Raw genomic sequence first — 19,499 nt, 5'->3', positions numbered from 1 at the left:
GCCGCGCCGTCGAATGTTATTGCGCCGGTTGGGCGTCGCCGCCGTTCTTGCGCGCGATGGCCTCAAGCCCGGCTTCGAGGTCGGCATTGGCCTTTTCGGCCTTGCGGCGCAGCGTATCGATGTTGGCCGCGGCAAAGTTGGCGCGTTCTTCGTCTTCCTGGCGCGTCGAGAAGCGCACGAAGAAGGCCAGGAACGAGGCACAGGTCACCACGATGCCCAGGATGAAGAAGGCTTCGGACCAGTCGATCATGTTCTTGAACAGGAAGCCTGCCAGAACCGCACCGGCGTTACCGCCCGCACCCACCACGCCGGCAACGGCGCCCAGGGCTTTCTTGTTGACGAAGGGAACGACGGAATAGGTCGCGCCTTCGGCCATCTGGGTGAACAGCGAGAACACGATCAGCGCCGGCAGGGCCAGGAACAGCACCTGCATCTGGCTGAAGACCATCAGGGCGAAGCCTTCGAACAGGATGCACAGGAACAGCCAGAAGGCCCGCCCCTTGAGGCCCCAGAGCGACCCGAAGTTGTCGCCAAACAGGCCGCCCAGCGTGCGCGCGAAGATGTTCATCAGGCCGAACGATGCCGCGACGAAGCCCGCGGTCACGAGGCTGAGGTCGAAGTAGTCGAAGAAGTAGAGCGCGGCGACGTTGTTGACCGTCAGCTCGATGCCGAAGCAGGCACCGTAGATCACGAACAGAACCCAGACGCGCGGGTCTTTGAGGGCCTGCAGGTAATTGGCGGTGACGTTCTTCTTCTCTTCCATGCGGCCCTGCTCGCGCAGCGCATCAAAGTTGCCGTCGGGGGCGTCCTGCGTGAGGAAGTAGTAAGCGATACCCACCAGGAAGATGATCACGCCGACCACGACCATCGCCAGGCGCCAGCCCATGGCGTCAGAGAAGCCGAAGCCCACGACAAACACCGAGAACAGCAGCGGCATGACGAACTGGGTAACACCGCCACCCAGGTTGCCCCAGCCCGCCGAGGTGGCGTTGGCCTGGCCGACCACGTTGGGGGCGAACATCACCGTCGTGTGGTACTGGGTGATGACGAAGGCCGCCCCGATACCGCCGATCATGACGCGGAACAGCAGGAAGGATTCAAAGTTCCAGCTGAGGCCGATGCCCATCACCGGGAAGGAGCCCAGGATCAGCAGCCAGGTATAGGCCTTGCGCGGCCCGATGCGGTCACACAGCCAGCCGATAAAGAACCGGGCGAACACCGTGATCGCGACCGACCCGATGATGGCCCAGCCGATCTGGTCTTTCGTCAGTTGCAGTTCGTCGCGCACAACGCTCATCAGCGGCGCGATCCCGAACCAGGCGAAGAAGCACGAGAAGAACGCAAACCACGTCATGTGGAAGGTTCTGATCTGCGGCATCTTCACGTTAAAGAAATTCGACCACAGTGCTGTGGCCTTGTTTTGTAGCTCCATTGACTGTCCCTCCGAACGTGCAGTCTGCGAACGGCGAACCGTTCTGTCTGGCGGGACAAAGCGCCCTTACGCGCCCATGTTTGATTGATTCAGATCAAGAGATGCGGAATTACCGTTTAAAATAAATAATTTACAAACAATTGTTATGAACGTCTCCGCCACTTATCAAAACGTCACGCCACAGTAAGCAAGCATAGTATTGACAGCACCGATCAATTCACTTGATAATTATCAACCACTCATTGACAGGTGCAACTGAACATGCCTGAGTCGCATTACCCGGACATCCGCGAACTTCATCTGTTTCGCGAGATGGAGCACGACCATTTCATGGAGCTCATGCGTGGGTCCTATGTGCAGAACTTTCCGCCCCAGATCGAACTGATCGAGGAAGGCGATCCCAGCGATTTCCTGCATATCATCTTGTCGGGAAAGGTAGATCTGTTCTCGCGCTGGAACGGGCGCGAAACCAGCATAGCCACGGTGCGACCGATCTCGACCTTCATCCTGGCGGCCACGATCAGGGACGCGCCCTATCTGATGTCGGCGCGAACGCTGGAAAAATGCCGCATTGCGCTGATCCCCAGCCAGGACGTGCGCGCGGTTTTCGACAAGGACGCCCATTTCGCCCGCGCGATCGTGACCGAGCTGGCGCAGTGCTACCGGGCGGTGATCAAGAACACCAAGGATCTGAAACTGCGCACCTCGTTGGAACGGCTGGCCAATTACCTGCTGCGCCTGCAAAAACGCAATGGCGGCGCGGGCACATTCGAGCTGGAAACCGAAAAGCGCCGGCTGGCCTCGTTCCTGGGCATGACCCCCGAAAACCTCAGCCGGGCCATCAAGGGGCTGCAACCCTACGGCGTGAAAATCGACGGCAGCACGGTCACGATCCGCGATCAGGCCGACCTCGAGCGCTTTGCCAAGCCCAGCCGGCTGATCGACGATTTCGCCGCCTGACGCGGCGCCTTGTATGTCATCCATTGGGGAACAGTTCACAGCCGATCCCCGATCAAAACAGGTCGGGATGTTGTGATCTGACGCCTTCAGTTCATTGAACCAGCGCGCCGTTCGCAGATTTCGCGTAAGTCGTTGGAAATATGGTGGGTCGTGAGAGGCTCGAACTCCCGACATCTTCGGTGTAAACGAAGCGCTCTACCAACTGAGCTAACGACCCGTTCCGGCGCGCCTTCTAGCCCAAGGCATGTGCCCCTCGCAACCCCAGAAATGCATCAGGCGCGCGGGCGGCTGACGCGGCCCCCGCCGACGGCCGCTGCAACGCCCGTGGTCGAGGGGCAGGATGTCGGCAATCCGCGCAGCACCCGCACCGCCAGATAGGCGAAGGCCTGCGCCTCGAGCATGTCGCCGTCCAGCCCGACATCCTCGACCGGCACGGCGGGCAACCCGCTGCGATCGGCCAGCATCGCCATCATCACCGGGTTGTGGCGCCCGCCGCCCGTGACCAACAAGCGTTCGGGCCGGGCCGGGCAATGCTCCAACCCGCGCGCGACCGAGGCTGCCACAACGGCGGTCAAGGTCGCCGCCGCATCCGCATCCGACAGATCCGCCACGCGGGCGGGCAGATCGGGGAAATCGTTCCGGTCCAGCGATTTGGGTGGCACTTTCAGGAAATACCCTCCCTTCAGCACCTGCGCGATGATCCCCTCGTCGGGGGTGCCCTGCGCGGCCAGCGCCCCGCCCTCGTCCAGCGCCTTGCCAAGGCGGGTCTGCATAAGGTCATTCAGCGGCGCATTGGCCGGGCCGGTGTCGAACGCCAGCAAAGCGCCCGCCTCTTCGGGGCGGTCTTTGCCCGGATCGACCCAGGTAATGTTGCCCACCCCGCCCAGGTTGACGAACACCTGCGGCTCGGTCGCGCCGATCCACTTGGCGCAGGCGAAATGATAAAAGGGCGCCAGCGGCGCGCCCTGCCCGCCCATCTCGACATCGCTGCTGCGAAAATCCCACACGACCGGCGCGCCCAGAACCTCGGCCAGGATGCGGCCGTCGCCCACCTGGTGCGTGCCCCGCCCGGCCGGATCATGGGCCAGGGTCTGGCCATGAAACCCCACCAGCGCGCAATCGCCAAACCCGGCCAACAGGGCGGCATGGGCGGTCTCGACCACCTCTGCTGCCTCTTCGACCCCCGCATCACCGGGCCAGCGCCCAAGCGCGGCGCGCAGCACGGCGCGCTCGGCATCCGTGTAAGGCCGATAGGCACTGTCGCCGAACCCGGTGATCACATGCCCGTCGGTTTCCAGCACCGCTGCATCGACCCCATCCAGCGAGGTGCCCGACATCGCGCCCACCGCGCGCAGAACGCCCGATTTCATGATGGCCTTCCCCTTCATACCACAGCCCGATATATGAGTGGCCGAAACGCGAGCCATGGACAAGAGACCCAATGACCTTTCAGCCCAAATCCGACTTTCTGCGCGTGATGATCGAACGCGGCTTTCTGGCCGACTGCACCGATTATCAGGCGCTTGACGATGCCCTGATGGCGGGGGTCGTGCCGGGCTATATCGGGTTCGACGCCACGGCGAAATCGCTGCACGTGGGCAGCCTGATCCAGATCATGATGTTGCGCTGGCTGCAAAAGACCGGGCACAAGCCGCTGGTCCTGATGGGCGGCGGCACCACCAAGGTGGGTGACCCGTCCTTCCGCGCCGACGAGCGCCCGCTGCTGACGCCAGACCAGATCGACGACAACATCGCCGGTATCCGCCAGGTGTTCTCGAAATACGTGAGCTTTGGCGATGGCGCGTCGGATGCGCTGATGCTGAACAATGCCGAATGGCTGGACGGGCTGAACTATCTGGAATTCCTGCGCGACATCGGCCGCCATTTCAGCGTCAACCGGATGCTCAGCTTTGAATCGGTAAAATCGCGCCTTGATCGCGAACAGTCGCTGTCCTTCCTCGAATTCAACTACATGATCCTCCAGGCCTATGACTTCCTGGAGCTGAACAAGCGCTATGGCTGCCTTCTGCAGATGGGCGGCTCGGACCAGTGGGGCAATATCGTCAACGGCATCGACCTGACGCGCCGGGTGATCGACAACACCGTGTTTGGCCTGACCTCGCCGCTGCTGACCACGTCGGACGGCAAGAAGATGGGTAAATCCGCCGATGGAGCGGTCTGGCTGAACGCCGAAATGCGCAGCCCCTACGAGTTCTGGCAATTCTGGCGCAACACTACCGATGCCGATGTGGGCCGGTTCCTGAAACTCTATACCGAACTGCCGATCGAGGACTGCGACCGGCTGGGCGCGCTGGAAGGGTCGGAGATCAACCAGGCCAAGATCATCCTCGCCAACGAGGTCACGACGCTCTGCCACGGGGCCGAGGCCGCCGCCACGGCCGAGGCCACCGCGCGCGAAGTGTTCGAAAAAGGCGGCGTGGGCGACGACCTGCCCACCGTCGCGCTGACCGCCGACGAGCTGGGCGACGGCATCTCGATCGTGCAGCTGATCGTGAGAACGGGCCTGGCGAAATCCGGCAAAGAGGCCAAACGCCTGATTGCCGAGAACGGCGCCCGCCTCAATGACGAGCCCCTGACCGATGCCGGCCTGATGATCGACGCCGCCGCCTTGGTCGAGCCCCTCAAGCTGAGCGCCGGCAAGAAGCGCCACGCGCTGGTCACCCTGAGCTAAAGGGGGCTGCCTGCCCCCTCTGCCGCTAACGCGGCATTCACCCCCGGGGATATTTCGGCAAAGAAGAAGGGGCTTCTTTTTCGCACAAATATCCTTGGGGGGTTTGGGGGGCAAACAGCCCCCCATTCTTTTGTCAGCTTGCGCCCGACAGGGCGCTCATTCGGGCAGCATCCAGATACCGTCTGGCCAGAAGGCGTGGAAGGCGAAGGCGAACATCACATCATGGGCGACATCGCGCCCCTGTGCATCGCGCACACGGATATTGCCGACCTCTCGGCCCTTGCCGATGATGCCGCTGTCGAGCGCCGAGGCCTGGCCCTCGGCCCACGAGATCACCACCCCCGCCTCGCGGATCTCGCCTTCAGCGGCGAGGCGGTCCATGGTCCAGGCGCGGTTGTCGACCCGCACCACGCGCATCAGGGCGGGCACGTCGTGGGGGGGCAGTTCGCCGCTGTAAAGGAACGGGCGGTGGGTGCTGTCATAGCCGACATAGGGGTTCATGCCGTAGCGGCGCGGCCATTCGGGTTGATCCATGACGAGGCCCTGGGGATGGGCGGCGCGGAAGCTGTCCCAGCTTTCCAGCCAGCTGGGGATCTGGGTCAGATCGCGGTTGGTGAAATGGCCGACGATCCCCTGCCCCACGGCTTGTTGCCACCAGCTTTCGGTTTGGCGGTCATACATCACCATGTCGGAATTGCGCAGCTTGCCGGTGACGCCGAAATCGAGCACGCCCTCGTCCACGCGCCGATCGAAGACCAGGGCGGAGTTGCACAGCGGGCAGAAGGTCACCGCGACGGGCACGCCCTCGACGCTGTCATTCACGATTTCATGCCAAGTGAGGTATCGCAGCGGATAGGCGCGCGCGGTGGCGCCCATCACCAGGGTGATCACCGGCTCGCGCCCTTGCAGGCGGGTTTCATCCGCGACGGGGATGAAGGCCGGGTCGCTGAGCGCGGGGATGCCGTCCTTGCCGGGGCCGCCGGACAGGATCTCGACCCAGCTGTCGACATTGGTGGTGGCAAAGTCGGTTCGGGGCCATTCGTTGCGCCAGAAATCGGGGTTGGCCTGGGCGGCGGCGGCCCAGAGCATGGTGCAAAGCAATAGTATGAAACGCATCGGGCGGCCCTCCCTGCCGGTCCTCTGTCTCAGAGGATGGCAGAACGGGCCGCCCGGTCCCAGCCCCGCTCACGCGGGATTGAGGAATGGTTACTCGGTCACGGTGACGTGGGTCATCACGTCGGGTTTGCCCATGACCTCGCCGTTGCGGCCCTGGCCGCGCTTGATGGCGTCGACCACGTCCATGCCCTTGGTCACCTTGCCGACAACGGTATAGTCGCCGTTCAGCTGGTAGACCGGTGCGAACATGATGAAGAACTGGCTGTTGGCGGAATCAGGGTCGCGCGAACGGGCCATGCCGACGATTCCCCGGTCATAGGGAACGTCCGAAAACTCGGCCGGCAGGTCGGGCAGTTTCGATCCGCCCTTGCCCGCGTCACGCATGTCGCGGCCCATCAGGCCGAATTCCACGTCGCCGGTCTGGGCCATGAAGCCGTCGATCACACGGTGGAACACCACGCCGTCATAGGCGCCTTCGGCGGCCAGGGTGGCGATGCGCTCGGCATGCTGAGGGGCGATGTCTTCAAAGAGGTCGATGGTGATCACGCCGTTGGCCTGGCCCTCGACCTCGATCTGGATGCCCGTGGCCAGCGCCGGGCCGGCCGCCAGCAGCGACAGGGCCAGCGCAAGCTTACGCATCGGCAGCCACCTTGACGCTGAGCATCTTGTCGGGATTCGCGGGCGGCTCGCCGCGGGTGATCGCATCGACATGTTCCATCCCGGAAACAACGCGGCCATAGACGGTGTATTGGCCGTTGAGGAAGTGGTTGTCCTTGAAATTGATGAAGAACTGGCTGTTGGCCGAGTTCGGGTTCATCGAGCGCGCCGCGCCCAGGGTGCCGCGGTCATGCGGCAGTTTCGAGAACTCGGCCGGCAGATCGGGCAGGTCCGAGCCACCGGTGCCGGCGCGCGAGGGGTTGTAGTTCTTTTCGGTATTGCCGTTCTCGACGTCGCCCGACTGGGCCATGAAACCGTCGATCACACGGTGAAACACCACGTTGTCATAGGCACCGGCGCGAGCCAGGTCCTTGATGCGGGCGCAGTGCTGGGGGGCCACGTCGGGCAGCAGCTCGATAACGACGGTGCCGTCTTTAAGCTCCATCAGGATGGTGTTTTCGGGGTCTTTGATCTCGGCCATGCGCCGGTCCTCCTGTCTGAAATCCGGGCGGAGCCTAGTGTGCTGCGGGCAGGAAGAAAAGGCCCAACACCGCGCGGACGGTTGACGCCCGGGGCGGTTCCGGGTGTATAGGCGGCACGCTGCCGATCAGGAGGGATGAGACATGGCTTGGAAAACGCTCGACGACATGGACATGGCCGGCAAGGTCGTTCTGGTCCGGGTGGATATCAACGTGCCTGTCGACAATGGCCGCGTGACCGATGCGACCCGCATCGAACGTATCGTGCCCACCCTGCGCGACATCATGGACAAGGGCGGCAAGCCGGTTCTTCTGGCGCATTTCGATCGCCCCAAAGGCAAGTATGTGCCCGAGATGAGCCTGCGCCAGGTTCTGCCCGCGCTTGAGACCGCCATGGGCGACAGCCCGGTGATCTTTGCCGAAGATTGCATCGGCGACGTGGCCCGCGCGGCGGTGGACGCGTTGCAGCCCGGCGCGGTTCTGGTGTTGGAGAACACCCGCTTTCACAAGGGCGAGGAAAAGAACGACCCCCAGATGTCGGCCGCGCTGGCGTCACTGGGCGATATCTATGTCAGCGATGCGTTTTCGGTCGCGCACCGGGCGCATTCCTCGACCGAGGGCGTGGCGCGGCTGTTGCCCCATGCCGCCGGTCGCCTGATGGAGGCCGAGCTGAACGCGCTCGAGGCCGCGCTGTCGGCGCCCGAGCGGCCGCTGGTGGCTGTTGTGGGCGGGGCCAAGGTCTCGACCAAGCTTGACCTCTTGGGCAACCTGGTGCGCAAGGTCGATTACCTGGTGATCGGCGGCGGCATGGCGAACACGTTTCTGGCCGCGCGCGGGCTGACCATCGGCATTTCGCTGGCCGAGCTGGAAATGGCCGAAACCGCCCGCGAGATCATGGAAAAGGCCGACCGCACCGGCTGCCAGATCGTGCTGCCCGACGACATCGTCGTGGCGCGCGAATTCGCCGCCGGCGCCGCGCATGAGGTTCTGCCCGCCGATTGCTGCCCGGCCGATGCGATGATCCTGGATGCCGGCCCCGATACCGTGGCGCGCATCTGCGAAGTGTTCGACAAGTGCAAGACGCTGATCTGGAACGGCCCGCTGGGCGCGTTCGAGCTGGTCCCGTTTGATGCCGCCACCAAGGCCGCTGCCGCGCGCGCGGCGGCGCTGACCCGCGAGGGCAGCCTGATCTCGGTCGCGGGCGGCGGCGACACGGTCGCGGCGCTGAACGTGGCGAATGCCTCGGACGACTTTACCTATATCTCGACCGCGGGCGGCGCATTCCTGGAATGGATGGAGGGCAAAACCCTGCCCGGTGTGGCGGTTCTGGAAAGCTGACGCCCCGGCAGCGCGCCAGTTAGCGCCACCAGAATTGCAACCCCGCCCCCCCTCGCCTATCAAGCGGCCAAGTTCCGCGATTTCAGCATAAGAGTGATATCATGACCAACCAGGCCCAGCTTGAACAGATCCGCACCGGCGACGGTTTCATCGCCGCGCTTGACCAGAGCGGCGGCTCGACCCCCAAGGCGCTGCGCCTTTATGGCATCGAGGAAAACGCCTATTCGGGCGACGAGGAAATGTATGGCCTGATCCACGAGATGCGTTCGCGCATCATCAAGTCGCCCGCCTTTACCGGCGACAAGATCATCGGCGCCATCCTGTTCGAGATGACCATGGACCGCGCGATCGACGGCATCCCCACCGCCACCTACCTGTGGGACAAGCGCCGCGTCGTGCCGTTTCTCAAGGTCGACAAGGGCCTTGATGACGCCGCCAACGGCGTCAAGCTGATGAAAGCCATGCCCGATCTGGATGCCCTGCTGGAACGTGCGGTCAAGGCAGGCATTTTCGGCACCAAGATGCGCTCGGTGATCGATGCCGCCAATGCGACGGGCATCAAGGCCGTCGTCGCCCAGCAGTTCGAGATCGGCAAACAGATCCTGAGCCACGGGCTGATGCCGATCATCGAGCCCGAGGTGACCATCAGCATCGCCGACAAGCCGCAGGCCGAAGACATCCTGCTGGCCGAGATCAAGGCCCAGCTCGACGCGCTGCCCGAGGACAAGCAGGTGATGCTGAAGCTGACCCTGCCGACCAAGGCCAACCTCTATGCGCCGCTGATCAACCACCCGCGCGTGCTGCGCGTCGTCGCCCTGTCGGGCGGCTATAGCCGCGACGAGGCCAACGACAAGCTGTCGCAAAACACCGGCATGATCGCCAGCTTTTCGCGCGGCCTGACCGAGGGCCTGTCGGCCCAGCAGTCGGACGCCGAATTCGACGCCATGCTGGGCGCCGCGATCGACAGCATCTACGCGGCCTCGGTCGCGGGCTGATCACCGGCCGAACGCGCTTGCACCAGGGGGGCCTTCAGCCCCCCTTTTCATTGCATATCTGCCTTGCATCTTTTTTCCTGTTACCGCCAACAGATCCACGCTAGGGCGGAAGAATGGAAAACCTGCGTGGCATAATCATGATGACCGTCTCGATGGCGGGATTCGCGCTTGAGGACATGTTCATCAAGCTCGCCAGCGAACATATGCCCGTGGGCCAGATCATGATGATCCTGGGGGCGGCGGGGGCGTTCATCTTTTTCCTCTTTGCCCGCCGGCACGGGCTGTCGCTGTTCGCGCGTGATCTGTTCACCGCGCCGGTGCTGCTGCGCAACCTGGGCGAAATTGTTGCCGGAGTGGGGTTTATCACCGCCATCGCCCTGACACCGATCTCCTCGGCCAGCGCGATCCTGCAGGCCACACCGCTGGCGGTGACGCTGGGGGCTGCGATCGTCTTCAAGGCGCAGGTCGGGTGGCGGCGCTGGCTGGCGATCGGCATCGGGATGATCGGCGTTCTGATGGTGGTGCAGCCGGGGCTGGACGGGTTTCAGCCGGCATCGCTGTTCGCGGTGATCGCCGTCGCCGGGCTGGCGCTGCGCGACCTGTCGGTACGCCGCGTGCCGGCAACGCTCAGCTCGCTGCAACTGGCCGCCTGGGGATTCGCAGTGCTGGTGCCGGTGGGCGCGGTGATGCTGGCGATCAGCGGCGGGGCCACGCCCGTGACCGGGCAGTCGGCGCTTTACCTGTTGGGCGCCTCGGTCATGGGCCCGGCCGGATACTATGCCGTGGTCGAGGCGACGCGCATCGGCGATGTGGCCGTCGTGACGCCGTTTCGCTATTTCCGCCTGCTGTTCGCGATGATCGTCGGCGTCACCGTCTTCAGCGAAACGCCCGACGTGTTGACCCTGACCGGGGCCGCGATCATCATCACCTCGGGGCTTTACACCTTCCTGCGCGAACGCCGCCTGTTGCGACAGCGCTAACAGGCGGAAAAAGCGGAAAGTTAACGGTAACGGCCGTTTCCCATCCCCCGGAGGGCTGCTAAACAGCCGGCAAATCTGACCCTTTGAAGGACTGGCTCCATGAGCATCATCATCGACATCATCGGCCGCGAAATCCTCGACAGCCGCGGCAACCCCACCGTCGAGGTGGACGTGATCCTGGAAGACGGCACCATGGGCCGCGCCGCCGTGCCCTCGGGCGCTTCGACCGGCGCACATGAGGCCGTCGAGCGCCGCGATGGCGACAAGAGCCGCTACATGGGCAAGGGCGTGCTGGACGCCGTCGCCGCCGTCAACGGCGAGATCGCCGAGGCGCTGGTGGGCTTTGACGCCACCGAACAGGTCGCCATCGACCGCGCCATGATCGAGCTGGACGGCACCCCCAACAAGGCCCGCCTGGGCGCCAACGCCATCTTGGGCGTGTCGCTGGCCGTGGCCAAGGCCGCCGCCGATTTCACCGCGCAGCCGCTGTTCCGCTATGTCGGCGGCACCTCGGCCCGCGTTCTGCCCGTGCCGATGATGAACATCATCAACGGCGGCGAACATGCCGACAACCCGATCGACATCCAGGAATTCATGATCATGCCGGTCAGCGCCACGAATATCCGTGACGCCGTGCGCATGGGCTCCGAGGTGTTCCACACGCTGAAAAAAGAGCTGACCGCCGCCGGCCTCAGCACCGGCCTGGGCGACGAGGGCGGCTTTGCGCCCAATATCGAGTCGACCCGCGCCGCGCTCGACCTGATCCTGACCTCGATCGAGAAAGCCGGTTACAAGCCCGGCGAAGACATCTACCTGGCGCTCGATTGCGCCTCGACCGAGTATTACAAGAACGGCAAGTACGAGATGGTCGGCGAAGGCAAATCGCTGACCTCGGCAGAAAACGCCGACTACCTAGCTCAGCTCTGCGTCGACTACCCGATCATCTCGATCGAGGACGGCATGTCCGAGGACGACTGGGAAGGCTGGAAGATCCTGACCGACAAGATCGGCGACAAGGTGCAGCTGGTCGGCGACGACCTCTTTGTCACCAACCCCGCCCGCCTGGCCGATGGTATCAAGCAGGGCGTCGCAAACTCGATGCTGGTCAAGGTCAACCAGATCGGTAGCCTGACCGAAACCCTGGCTGCCGTCGATATGGCCCACCGCGCGCGCTACACTAACGTGATGTCGCACCGCTCGGGCGAGACCGAAGACGCCACCATCGCCGACCTGGCGGTCGCGACCAACTGTGGCCAGATCAAAACCGGCAGCCTTGCGCGTTCGGACCGGCTGGCGAAATACAACCAGCTGATCCGCATCGAAGAGGCCCTGGGCGAAACCGCCGAATATGCCGGCCGTTCGATCCTGAAATAAGGCTTTGCCAAATTGAGACCGGCCCTTCGGGGCCGGTCATTTCTTTTGCCTCGCGGCCCGTTGGGCCGCTGGGCCGCTCAGGGGCCTCCGGCGGGGATATTTTTCCGAAGAAGAATTCCCCTTCTTTTTCGCATAAATATCCCGGGGTCCGGGGCAGAGCCCCGGCGCTAGAGGCGGCTTATTGCCTTGCCCAACCTGGGCAACCGCGCCCGCTTCATCAGCGCGCGCAGGTCCAGGTCTTCGCCCGACAGGCGGCAGGCCTCGTCGTGCACCTTGGCCACGCATCGGGCGATCACGTTGGGGTTTTCCGCTTTCAGGCGCATCAGGAACTGGTCGGGGTCGAGACGTTCCAGCCCTTCCTCGGTCATCGTGTGGCGCGGGAAGTCCTTGGCGTTGAAGGTCAGCAGGATATCGGCCGAGCCGGTGATGGCCGCGGACAGGACATGAATATCGGCCGGGTCGGGCAACCAGAGGCGGGCCTCGGTGCCGGGGGCGGGCTGCACAATGGCGTTGGACCAGGCCAGCTGCACCAGGGCGATCTCGGCGCGGGCCTGGGCCTCGCCGGTGGGACCGATCTTGCGGGCGGCGCGAGCCCATTCTTCGAGGATGCGATCCGACCATAGCGGGGTGAACAACCCCTGCCCGGCCGCGCAGAGCAGGATCTCGCGTAGGACCGTCGGGTAGAGCACGCAGGCGTCGAGCAGCACCTTCATGGCAGCAGGCGGTAGAACAGCGCCTTGAGGTAGCCCGATTCCGCCAGTTGCGGCATCAGCGGGTGGTCGGGCCCGGCAAAGCCGGTGTGCAGAAGTTGCGCGGTGCGTCCGGCGCGGCCGATGCCACGGGTGCTGGCGCCGCGGAATTTCGCCAGGTCGGCGGCATGAGAGCACGAACAAAGCCCCAGATAGCCCCCCGGCGCAACCAGCGGCGCGGCCAGGCGGGCAACGCGTTCATAGGCGCGCAGGCCGGCCTCGAGCGCATTTTTCGACGGGGCAAAGGCCGGCGGATCGCAGATCACCACGTCGAACTGGGCGCCTTCTTCGGCCAGGGAGGTCATCACGGCAAAGGCATCGCCCTTGCGGGTGGCAAAGCGGCCCGACATGCCCATGGCGGCGGCGCCCTGTTCGGCCAGGTCCAGCGCGGCGGCAGAGCCGTCAACCGCTAGCGCCTGTTCGGCGCCCCCGGCCAGCGCGGCCAGCGAAAAGCCCCCGACATGCGAGAATACATCCAGCACCCGCGCGCCGCGCGACAGGCGGGCGGCGAAGGCGTGGTTGGGGCGCTGGTCGTAGAACAGGCCGGTTTTCTGCCCGCCCATGATATCGGCCATATAGGTGGCGCCGTTCATCGGCACGGGCACGGGCGCGTCAATGGCGCCTTGCATTACGCGGGTCTCGTCGGACAGGCCCTCAAGCCCGCGCGCGCGGCCAGTGCCGTTCATGACGATAGTGCTGACCCCGGCGACGCGTGCCAATGCGGCGGCCAGCGGTTCGATCAGCACATCGGCCCAGGCGGCGTTGGGCTGGATCACCGCGACATCGCCAAAGCGGTCGATCACCACGCCGGGCAGGCCGTCGGCCTCGGCATGGATCAGACGATAGAACGGCGCGTCGAACAGGCGTTCGCGCATCTCGAACGCGGCGCGCAGGCGGGCTTCCAGCCAGGCCTCGTCGATGCTCGCACCGGTGTCGCGATCCAGCATCCGGCAGATGATTTTCGAGTTGGGGTTGACCGTCACCAGCCCGATTTCGTGGCGCGCGTCGTCCTCGAGCACGGCAATCGTGCCCGGCGACAGCGCCTTAGTGCGGCGGTCGGTGACCAGTTCGTTGTCATAGACCCACGGAAAGCCGTGGCGGATGGCGCGCGCGTTTGCCTTGGGGCGCAGGCGCACGATGGGATAAGAGGAGGCTGTCATGCCTTCCTCCTACTGCCTTCGCGGGCGTTGCGAAAGAGGGATCAGAGCCCTCGCGAGCCGTAAGATGCCAGCCCGAGCGGCAGGAAGGGTGCAGGCAGGCTGCGATAGTCGATCTCGTGGCGGATCGAGTCGATCATATGGCTGGTGATGCGCACTTTCTGGGTTTCGCCCCGGCTCATCGCCTCAAGCGCGCGGGCGCCGCCATAGGCCTGAAAATTCAGCGAGATCAGGCGCGGCGGTTCGATCACCGCGCCGCTGTTGGCGTCATAGATGGCGATGAAATAGCTGATCTCGTGGCGGCCACCGACGCTGTAACGGGTGCGCTCGGTCAGGGCGTGGAACCGCGCGATCTGGATATCGACCGTCACCGGATAGCCCATGGTCATGTTCGCCAGCGCCTGATCGGCGGCGCCCTGCACGATGGTCTGCACCTGATCGTACCGGTTGCCGAACGGGTCTTCGCGCCAGACGATATCGGCGATGGGCTTATAGCTGTTGGCCTCGGACACCTTGAGGGTCTCGGGCACGCGCACATCGACGCGGGTGACGTGATAGGGGAACTGCAACGAATGCAGGTAATCACCGGCCGGGGTCTCGCTGACCGCGGGTTGCGGCGCGGGCAACAGCCGATCGCGCGAGGCGGTATCGACGCTCATGCAGGCCGACAGCCCCAGGGCGGCAATCAGGCCCAAGATCAGGCGCGTGGGTTTCATGTCCATCTCCTTCGGGCGCTTTTCGGCCCTTCTGCTCAGGGTCAAGCCTGACGGGCAAATCGGGCGAATTTGCGGAAAACTTTATGCGTTTCCGGGGCGGCGGCCTGCGCGCTTGGCAATGTTATCGCTACCGGGTATAGCTGGGCCATTGCCGCAGTATCTTCCAACAAAGGACCAAGATGGCCCTGAACGCCGCCCTGCTAGAGGTCACCGAACGCATCATCCGCCGCTCGGCCGACAGCCGCGCCGCCTATCTCGATCGCATTGCCCGCGCCGCCGAAACCGGCCCCGTGCGCGCCCATCTGGGATGCAGCAACCAGGCCCATGCCTATGCCGCGATGGGCGACGATCAGGCAGCACTGGCCGAGGGCCGCGCCCCCAATATCGGAATCGTGACGGCCTATAACGACATGCTGTCGTCGCATCAGCCGTTCGAGACCTACCCCGCCCTCATTCGCGACACCGCACGCCGCGCAGGCGCCACGGCGCAGGTGGCGGGCGGCGTGCCGGCGATGTGCGACGGGGTGACGCAAAGCCAGCCTGGGATGGAGCTGAGCCTCTTTTCGCGCGATGTGATCGCCCTGTCGGCGGGGGTGGCGCTGAGCCATAACTGCTATGATGCCGCGATCTATCTGGGCATGTGCGACAAGATCGTGCCGGGGCTGGTGATGGCGGCGGCGACCTTCGGGCATATCCCGGCGGTGTTCCTGCCCGCGGGGCCGATGACCAGCGGGCTGCCCAATGACGAAAAGGCCCGGGTGCGTCAGCAGTTCGCCACTGGCGAGGTCGGGCGTGACGCCCTGATGGCGGCCGAGATGGCCAGCTATCACGGCCCCGGAACCTGCACATTCTACGGCACTGCCAACAGCAACCAGATGCTGATGGAGATCATGGGCCTGCACCTGCCGGGCGCGTCTTTCGTCAACCCGAACACGCCTTTGCGCAAGGCGCTGACCGTGGCGGGAACCCGCCGCGCGATCGAGATCACCGCACTTGGCAATGACTATCGTCCGGCGGGCAAGGTGTTGGATGAAAAGGCTTTTGTGAACGGCATTGTCGGGCTGATGGCCACGGGCGGGTCAACCAACCTGGCGCTGCACCTGCCGGCCATGGCGCGGGCGGCGGGCATTCACATCGATATCGACGATTTCGCCGATCTGTCGGCGGTGGTGCCGCTGATGGCGCGGGTCTATCCCAACGGGCTGGCCGATGTGAACCATTTCCACGCGGCGGGCGGGCTGGCCTATCTGATCGGCGAGCTGTTGGACGCGGGCCTGCTGCATGACGACACGATGACCGTGACCGGCGGTGGGCTGCGCGACTATTGCACTGACCCGCAGCTAAAGGGCGGCCACCTGACCTGGGCCCCTGCCCCGCGGATCAGCCAGAACGACAAGATCCTGCGCCCCGCGCGCGACCCGTTCCAGCCGACGGGCGGGCTGAAAAGCCTGACCGGCAATCTGGGGCGTGCGATCATCAAGGTCTCGGCCGTGGCCGATGATCGCCACGTGATCGAGGCCCCGGCGCGGGTGTTTCATGATCAGGATGCGGTCAAGGCGGCCTTCAAGGCGGGCGAATTCACCTCTGACACCGTGGTCGTGGTGCGGTTTCAGGGGCCGCGCGCCAATGGCATGCCCGAGCTGCACGGTCTGACCCCCACCCTGTCGGTGCTGCAACAGCGCGGGCTGCGGGTGGCGCTGGTTACCGATGGCCGCATGTCGGGTGCCAGCGGCAAGGTGCCCTCTGCGATCCATGTCAGCCCCGAAGCGGCCGAGGGCGGCCCGATCGCGCGCCTGCGTGACGGCGACATGGTGCGGCTGGATGCCGATGCGGGCACGTTGCAGGTGCTGGCCGATGGTTTCGACAGTCGCACGCCGGTTACGGCAGACCTGTCGGCCAACCGCCACGGCATCGGGCGCGAATTGTTCGAGATGTTCCGTCAGACCGTCGGCCCCGCCACCAGCGGGGCCTCGGTCGTGGTCTAGGCCTAGCCGCCCGCCGGGCCCTTGCCCAGGTGCTTGCGCAGGCGCGACGGCGTCGATTTCGTCTTGCCCTTATAGGGGTTCTTGTCACCCTGGCCGCGCAGCGTCAGCCGGATCGGCGTGCCGGGCATGTCAAAATCCTGCCGCAACCCGTTGACCAGATAGCGTTTATAGCTGTCGGGCATCTTGTCGGGATGCGAACACATCACGACAAACGCGGGCGGACGGGTTTTCACCTGCGTCATATAACGCAGCTTGATCCGCTTGCCGCCCGGCGCCGGAGGCGGGTGCACCTCGAGCATACCCGTAAGCCAGCGGTTCAGGCGCGCGGTCGAAACACGGCGGTTCCAGATGTCATAGGCGCGGATCACGGCGTCATGCAGGCGATCGAGGCCGCGACCGGTCTTGGCCGACACGGTGATCAGCGGCGCGCCCTTGAGCTGGGGCAGCAAGCGCGCGAATTCCTCTTTCAGCTCTTTCAGCTTGTCCTGTTTCTCGTCCTCGAGATCCCATTTGTTGACCGCGATGACCACGGCGCGGCCTTCACGCTCGGCCAGGTCGGCGATGCGCAGGTCCTGCTGCTCGAACGGGATTTCCACGTCCAGCAGCACCACCACGACTTCGGCAAATTTCACCGCGCGCAGGCCGTCGGACACGGACAGCTTTTCCAGCTTTTCCTGCACCTTGGCCTTCTTGCGCATCCCGGCCGTATCCCAGATGCGCACCGGCGTGCCAGACCAGTTGAACTGGGTCGAGATCGCGTCGCGGGTGATGCCGGCCTCGGGGCCGGTCAACATCTTATCTTCGCCAAGCAAAGCGTTGATAAGGGTCGATTTTCCGGCATTCGGACGCCCGACAACCGCAACCTGCATCGGGTTGGCTTGGGTGATTTTGCGCGGGCCGTCATCGTCGTCGTCATCCGAGACATCGACATCGGTCTCGGGCGCAATTTCGGCGGCGCGTTTTTCGAATTCGTCCGCCAGGGGCAACAGCTGCGAATAGAGATCGTTCAGACCCTCGCCATGCTCGGCCGAGAGGCGGATCGGTTCGCCCAGACCCAGGCCATAGGCCTCGATCACGCCGGCATCGGCGGCAGAGCCTTCGGCCTTGTTGGCGGCCAGGATCACATGGGCGTTCTTGCGGCGCAGGATGTCGGCGAACACCTCGTCCGAGGGCAGTACCCCGGCGCGGGCGTCGATCAGGAACAGGCAGATATCGGCCATTTCGACGGCGCGTTCGGTCAGGCGGCGCATACGGCCCTGAAGGCTTTCGTCGGTGACCTCTTCCAGGCCGGCGGTGTCGATCACGGTGAATTTCAGGTCGCCCAGGCGCGCCTCGCCCTCGCGCAGGTCGCGCGTCACGCCGGGCTGGTCATCGACCAGCGCCAGGCGTTTGCCAACCAGGCGGTTGAACAGGGTGGACTTGCCCACATTGGGCCGGCCCACAATGGCAAGGGTAAAGCTCATCTCAGGCTCCTGCAGATGTCAGGGCGCCCGCATATACCATTCCCGCGTCAGCGGAAAGCGTGGAGTTGCCCCTTGGCGCCAAGGATATACATCACCCCGCCGACGATCACCGGCTCGGACGCGGCACCGCCGGGGATGGGCGCGGTCGAGATCAGGCTGCCATCCTCGGGCGAGAAGAACCGGATCAGCCCGTCATCCGAGGCCACGATCAGCCGGCCATTGGCCATGACCGGCCCGTAATGGGCATGCACGGCCTTGCGGCGCTTGATCTTTTCCTTGGTGAAATAGGGCAGATCGACGGCCCAGACGGTTTCGCCGGTCTCGGCGTCAAGGCGGATCAGCTGCCCGGCATCCGAGGTCAGGAACACCGCGCCACCGATGGGCAGAACGGGGCTATAGCTGCCCTCTTCGGCGGTCCAGATCCGGTCGCCGCCAGCGGCGGTCAGGGCCACGGTGCGGCCCGACTGGGTGGCGACATAGACCGTATCGCCGACCATGACCGGGTCGCCGGTCACGTCGCTGATGGTCGAATAGACGCGGCCGCGGCGCTGGCCCGAGACAGAGCTGCCCCAGACCCGGATGCCGCCCTTGCGCAGGGTGGCGGTCAGCTCGGAGGCGCCAAACGGAAAGATCACGACACGCTCGGACACGGCGGGTGCGGCGGCGCCCAGCAGGCCCGAGGGCGACGGCGTACCGGGCAGTTGCCACTGCACGCGGCCATCCTGCGCGCGGATCGCCCAGGCAGAATTGTCACGAGCCACCACATAGACCAGCCCGTCCTTGTAGGCGGGGGCGCCGCTCATGGCGGCATCGGTATCCTGCACCCAGGTCACGGCGCCGGTGGCGGGGTCAAGCGCCGACAGCTGGCCAAAGCCGCTGGTCACGAACAGCTGCCCATCGCCATAGGCCAGCGCGCCGCCATTGGCGTCCTTGGCATTGTCGGTTGCGGGAACGAGGTCGGTGCTCCACAGCGCGGCACCATCGGACGAATGCGCCATCACGCGGTTCTGGGCGTCGATGGTAAAGATCCGGCCATCGGCCACGACCGGGTCGCTGGCGATGCGATAGCGGCGGCTGTTGCCCTCGCCGATATTGGCCGACCAGATCAGCGTGCCGTTACCGGCGTAATCGTGGTGCAGCGGTGCATGGGCGGGGCCGCCATTGGTCTGGGTCCATTCGCTCAGCGCTTGCGCGGCCGGCAGGCTGAGGGCGCGAGCCACGGGGGCTGCGTCTTGCTCGGCGGGCGCGTCGGTGGCGTCGGCCAGGAACGAGTCGCGCACGTCGATGCGTTCACCCTCGAGAATGACTTCGCGGTCGCAGGCGCCCAGCACGCCAAGCGCTGCCAGTAATGCGATGGTTTGGCTCAGTTTCACGGCCCTGCCCCTCGTCTTTGCCCCGCTTGCGGG

General features: G+C 64.9%; 17 protein-coding genes and 1 tRNA gene. 7 read left to right on the top strand and 11 right to left on the bottom strand.

The features are described 5' to 3' along the window. Positions 1-16 precede the first annotated feature (16 nt). Complete coding sequence (locus OE856_RS05935) at positions 17-1,354, bottom strand: MFS transporter (protein ID WP_263715133.1); 1,338 nt, start codon at positions 1,352-1,354, stop codon at positions 17-19. 339 nt (positions 1,355-1,693) lie between these two features. On the opposite strand from OE856_RS05935, the gene OE856_RS05930 reads away from it, so the two are divergent. After that, on the top strand, positions 1,694-2,392 hold the full coding sequence (locus OE856_RS05930) for a cyclic nucleotide-binding domain-containing protein (protein WP_263715132.1): 699 nt from the start codon (positions 1,694-1,696) through the stop codon (positions 2,390-2,392). Between the two features lie 141 nt (positions 2,393-2,533). Here the strand turns inward: OE856_RS05930 and OE856_RS05925 are convergent. Both OE856_RS05925 and OE856_RS05920 read right to left on the bottom strand, forming a co-directional pair. Further along, a tRNA-Val gene (locus OE856_RS05925) sits at positions 2,534-2,609 on the bottom strand. Between the two features lie 55 nt (positions 2,610-2,664). Continuing rightward, positions 2,665-3,765: an anhydro-N-acetylmuramic acid kinase gene (locus OE856_RS05920; protein WP_263715178.1), complete on the bottom strand. Its 1,101-nt coding sequence runs from the start codon at positions 3,763-3,765 to the stop codon at positions 2,665-2,667. Between the two features lie 68 nt (positions 3,766-3,833). Here OE856_RS05920 and tyrS point away from each other — a divergent pair, with 68 nt between their 5' ends. Then, on the top strand, positions 3,834-5,084 hold the full coding sequence (gene tyrS / locus OE856_RS05915; protein WP_263715131.1) for a tyrosine--tRNA ligase: 1,251 nt from the start codon (positions 3,834-3,836) through the stop codon (positions 5,082-5,084). Between the two features lie 156 nt (positions 5,085-5,240). Here the strand turns inward: tyrS and OE856_RS05910 are convergent, their stop codons facing one another. The 3 genes from OE856_RS05910 to OE856_RS05900 form a co-directional block, all read right to left on the bottom strand. Further along, on the bottom strand, positions 5,241-6,200 hold the full coding sequence (locus OE856_RS05910; protein WP_263715130.1) for a DUF3179 domain-containing protein: 960 nt from the start codon (positions 6,198-6,200) through the stop codon (positions 5,241-5,243). A gap of 90 nt (positions 6,201-6,290) precedes the next feature. Then, entirely contained in the window at positions 6,291-6,839 is a 549-nt protein-coding gene (locus OE856_RS05905) for a peptidylprolyl isomerase (protein WP_263715129.1), read from the bottom strand. After that, complete coding sequence (locus OE856_RS05900; RefSeq protein WP_263715128.1) at positions 6,832-7,338, bottom strand: peptidylprolyl isomerase; 507 nt, start codon at positions 7,336-7,338, stop codon at positions 6,832-6,834. Before OE856_RS05900 ends, OE856_RS05905 begins: the two co-directional genes overlap by 8 nt. Before the next feature lie 142 nt (positions 7,339-7,480). Between OE856_RS05900 and OE856_RS05895 the strand changes: the two genes are divergently transcribed. The 4 genes from OE856_RS05895 to eno all read left to right on the top strand — a co-directional run bounded on the left by OE856_RS05895 (position 7,481) and on the right by eno (position 12,023). Next, positions 7,481-8,674: a phosphoglycerate kinase gene (locus tag OE856_RS05895; RefSeq protein ID WP_263715127.1), complete on the top strand. Its 1,194-nt coding sequence runs from the start codon at positions 7,481-7,483 to the stop codon at positions 8,672-8,674. Between the two features lie 101 nt (positions 8,675-8,775). Further along, entirely contained in the window at positions 8,776-9,669 is an 894-nt protein-coding gene (locus tag OE856_RS05890; protein ID WP_263715126.1) for a fructose bisphosphate aldolase, read from the top strand. A 113-nt stretch (positions 9,670-9,782) separates the two neighbouring features. After that, entirely contained in the window at positions 9,783-10,649 is an 867-nt protein-coding gene (locus OE856_RS05885) for a DMT family transporter (RefSeq protein ID WP_263715125.1), read from the top strand. A 99-nt stretch (positions 10,650-10,748) separates the two neighbouring features. Then, positions 10,749-12,023, top strand: coding sequence for a phosphopyruvate hydratase (gene eno / locus OE856_RS05880; RefSeq protein WP_263715124.1), 1,275 nt, complete (start codon positions 10,749-10,751; stop codon positions 12,021-12,023). 167 nt (positions 12,024-12,190) lie between these two features. On the opposite strand, the gene OE856_RS05875 is transcribed toward eno, so the two are convergent. Genes OE856_RS05875 through OE856_RS05865 form a run of 3 tightly spaced genes read right to left on the bottom strand, consistent with a single transcriptional unit; the run spans position 12,191 to position 14,645 of the window. Next, positions 12,191-12,736 (bottom strand): RSP_2648 family PIN domain-containing protein, encoded by a 546-nt coding sequence (locus tag OE856_RS05875; RefSeq protein WP_263715123.1) that lies wholly within the window; start codon positions 12,734-12,736, stop codon positions 12,191-12,193. Next, complete coding sequence (locus OE856_RS05870) at positions 12,733-13,932, bottom strand: RSP_2647 family RNA methyltransferase (RefSeq protein ID WP_263715122.1); 1,200 nt, start codon at positions 13,930-13,932, stop codon at positions 12,733-12,735. The genes OE856_RS05875 and OE856_RS05870 overlap by 4 nt, the downstream gene beginning before the upstream one ends. Positions 13,933-13,973: 41 nt before the next feature. Then, on the bottom strand, positions 13,974-14,645 hold the full coding sequence (locus tag OE856_RS05865) for a DUF6778 family protein (protein WP_263715121.1): 672 nt from the start codon (positions 14,643-14,645) through the stop codon (positions 13,974-13,976). A 179-nt stretch (positions 14,646-14,824) separates the two neighbouring features. On the opposite strand from OE856_RS05865, the gene edd reads away from it, so the two are divergent. Continuing rightward, on the top strand, positions 14,825-16,630 hold the full coding sequence (gene edd / locus OE856_RS05860; RefSeq protein WP_263715120.1) for a phosphogluconate dehydratase: 1,806 nt from the start codon (positions 14,825-14,827) through the stop codon (positions 16,628-16,630). Positions 16,631-16,632: 2 nt separating this feature from the next. On the opposite strand, the gene der is transcribed toward edd, so the two are convergent. Both der and OE856_RS05850 read right to left on the bottom strand, forming a co-directional pair. Further along, positions 16,633-18,093: a ribosome biogenesis GTPase Der gene (gene der / locus OE856_RS05855; protein ID WP_263715119.1), complete on the bottom strand. Its 1,461-nt coding sequence runs from the start codon at positions 18,091-18,093 to the stop codon at positions 16,633-16,635. Between the two features lie 47 nt (positions 18,094-18,140). Further along, the gene (locus OE856_RS05850; protein WP_263715118.1) at positions 18,141-19,466 is read right to left on the bottom strand and encodes a PQQ-like beta-propeller repeat protein; all 1,326 of its coding nucleotides are present in this window, start codon (positions 19,464-19,466) and stop codon (positions 18,141-18,143) included. Positions 19,467-19,499: the final 33 nt, after the last annotated feature.

Origin of the sequence: Actibacterium sp. XHP0104, from assembly GCF_025751515.1 — a bacterium.
Lineage (GTDB): Bacteria > Pseudomonadota > Alphaproteobacteria > Rhodobacterales > Rhodobacteraceae > Actibacterium_D.
The sequence above is the reverse complement of the archived record's forward strand: the minus strand, read 5'-3'. Positions and strand labels throughout refer to the sequence as shown.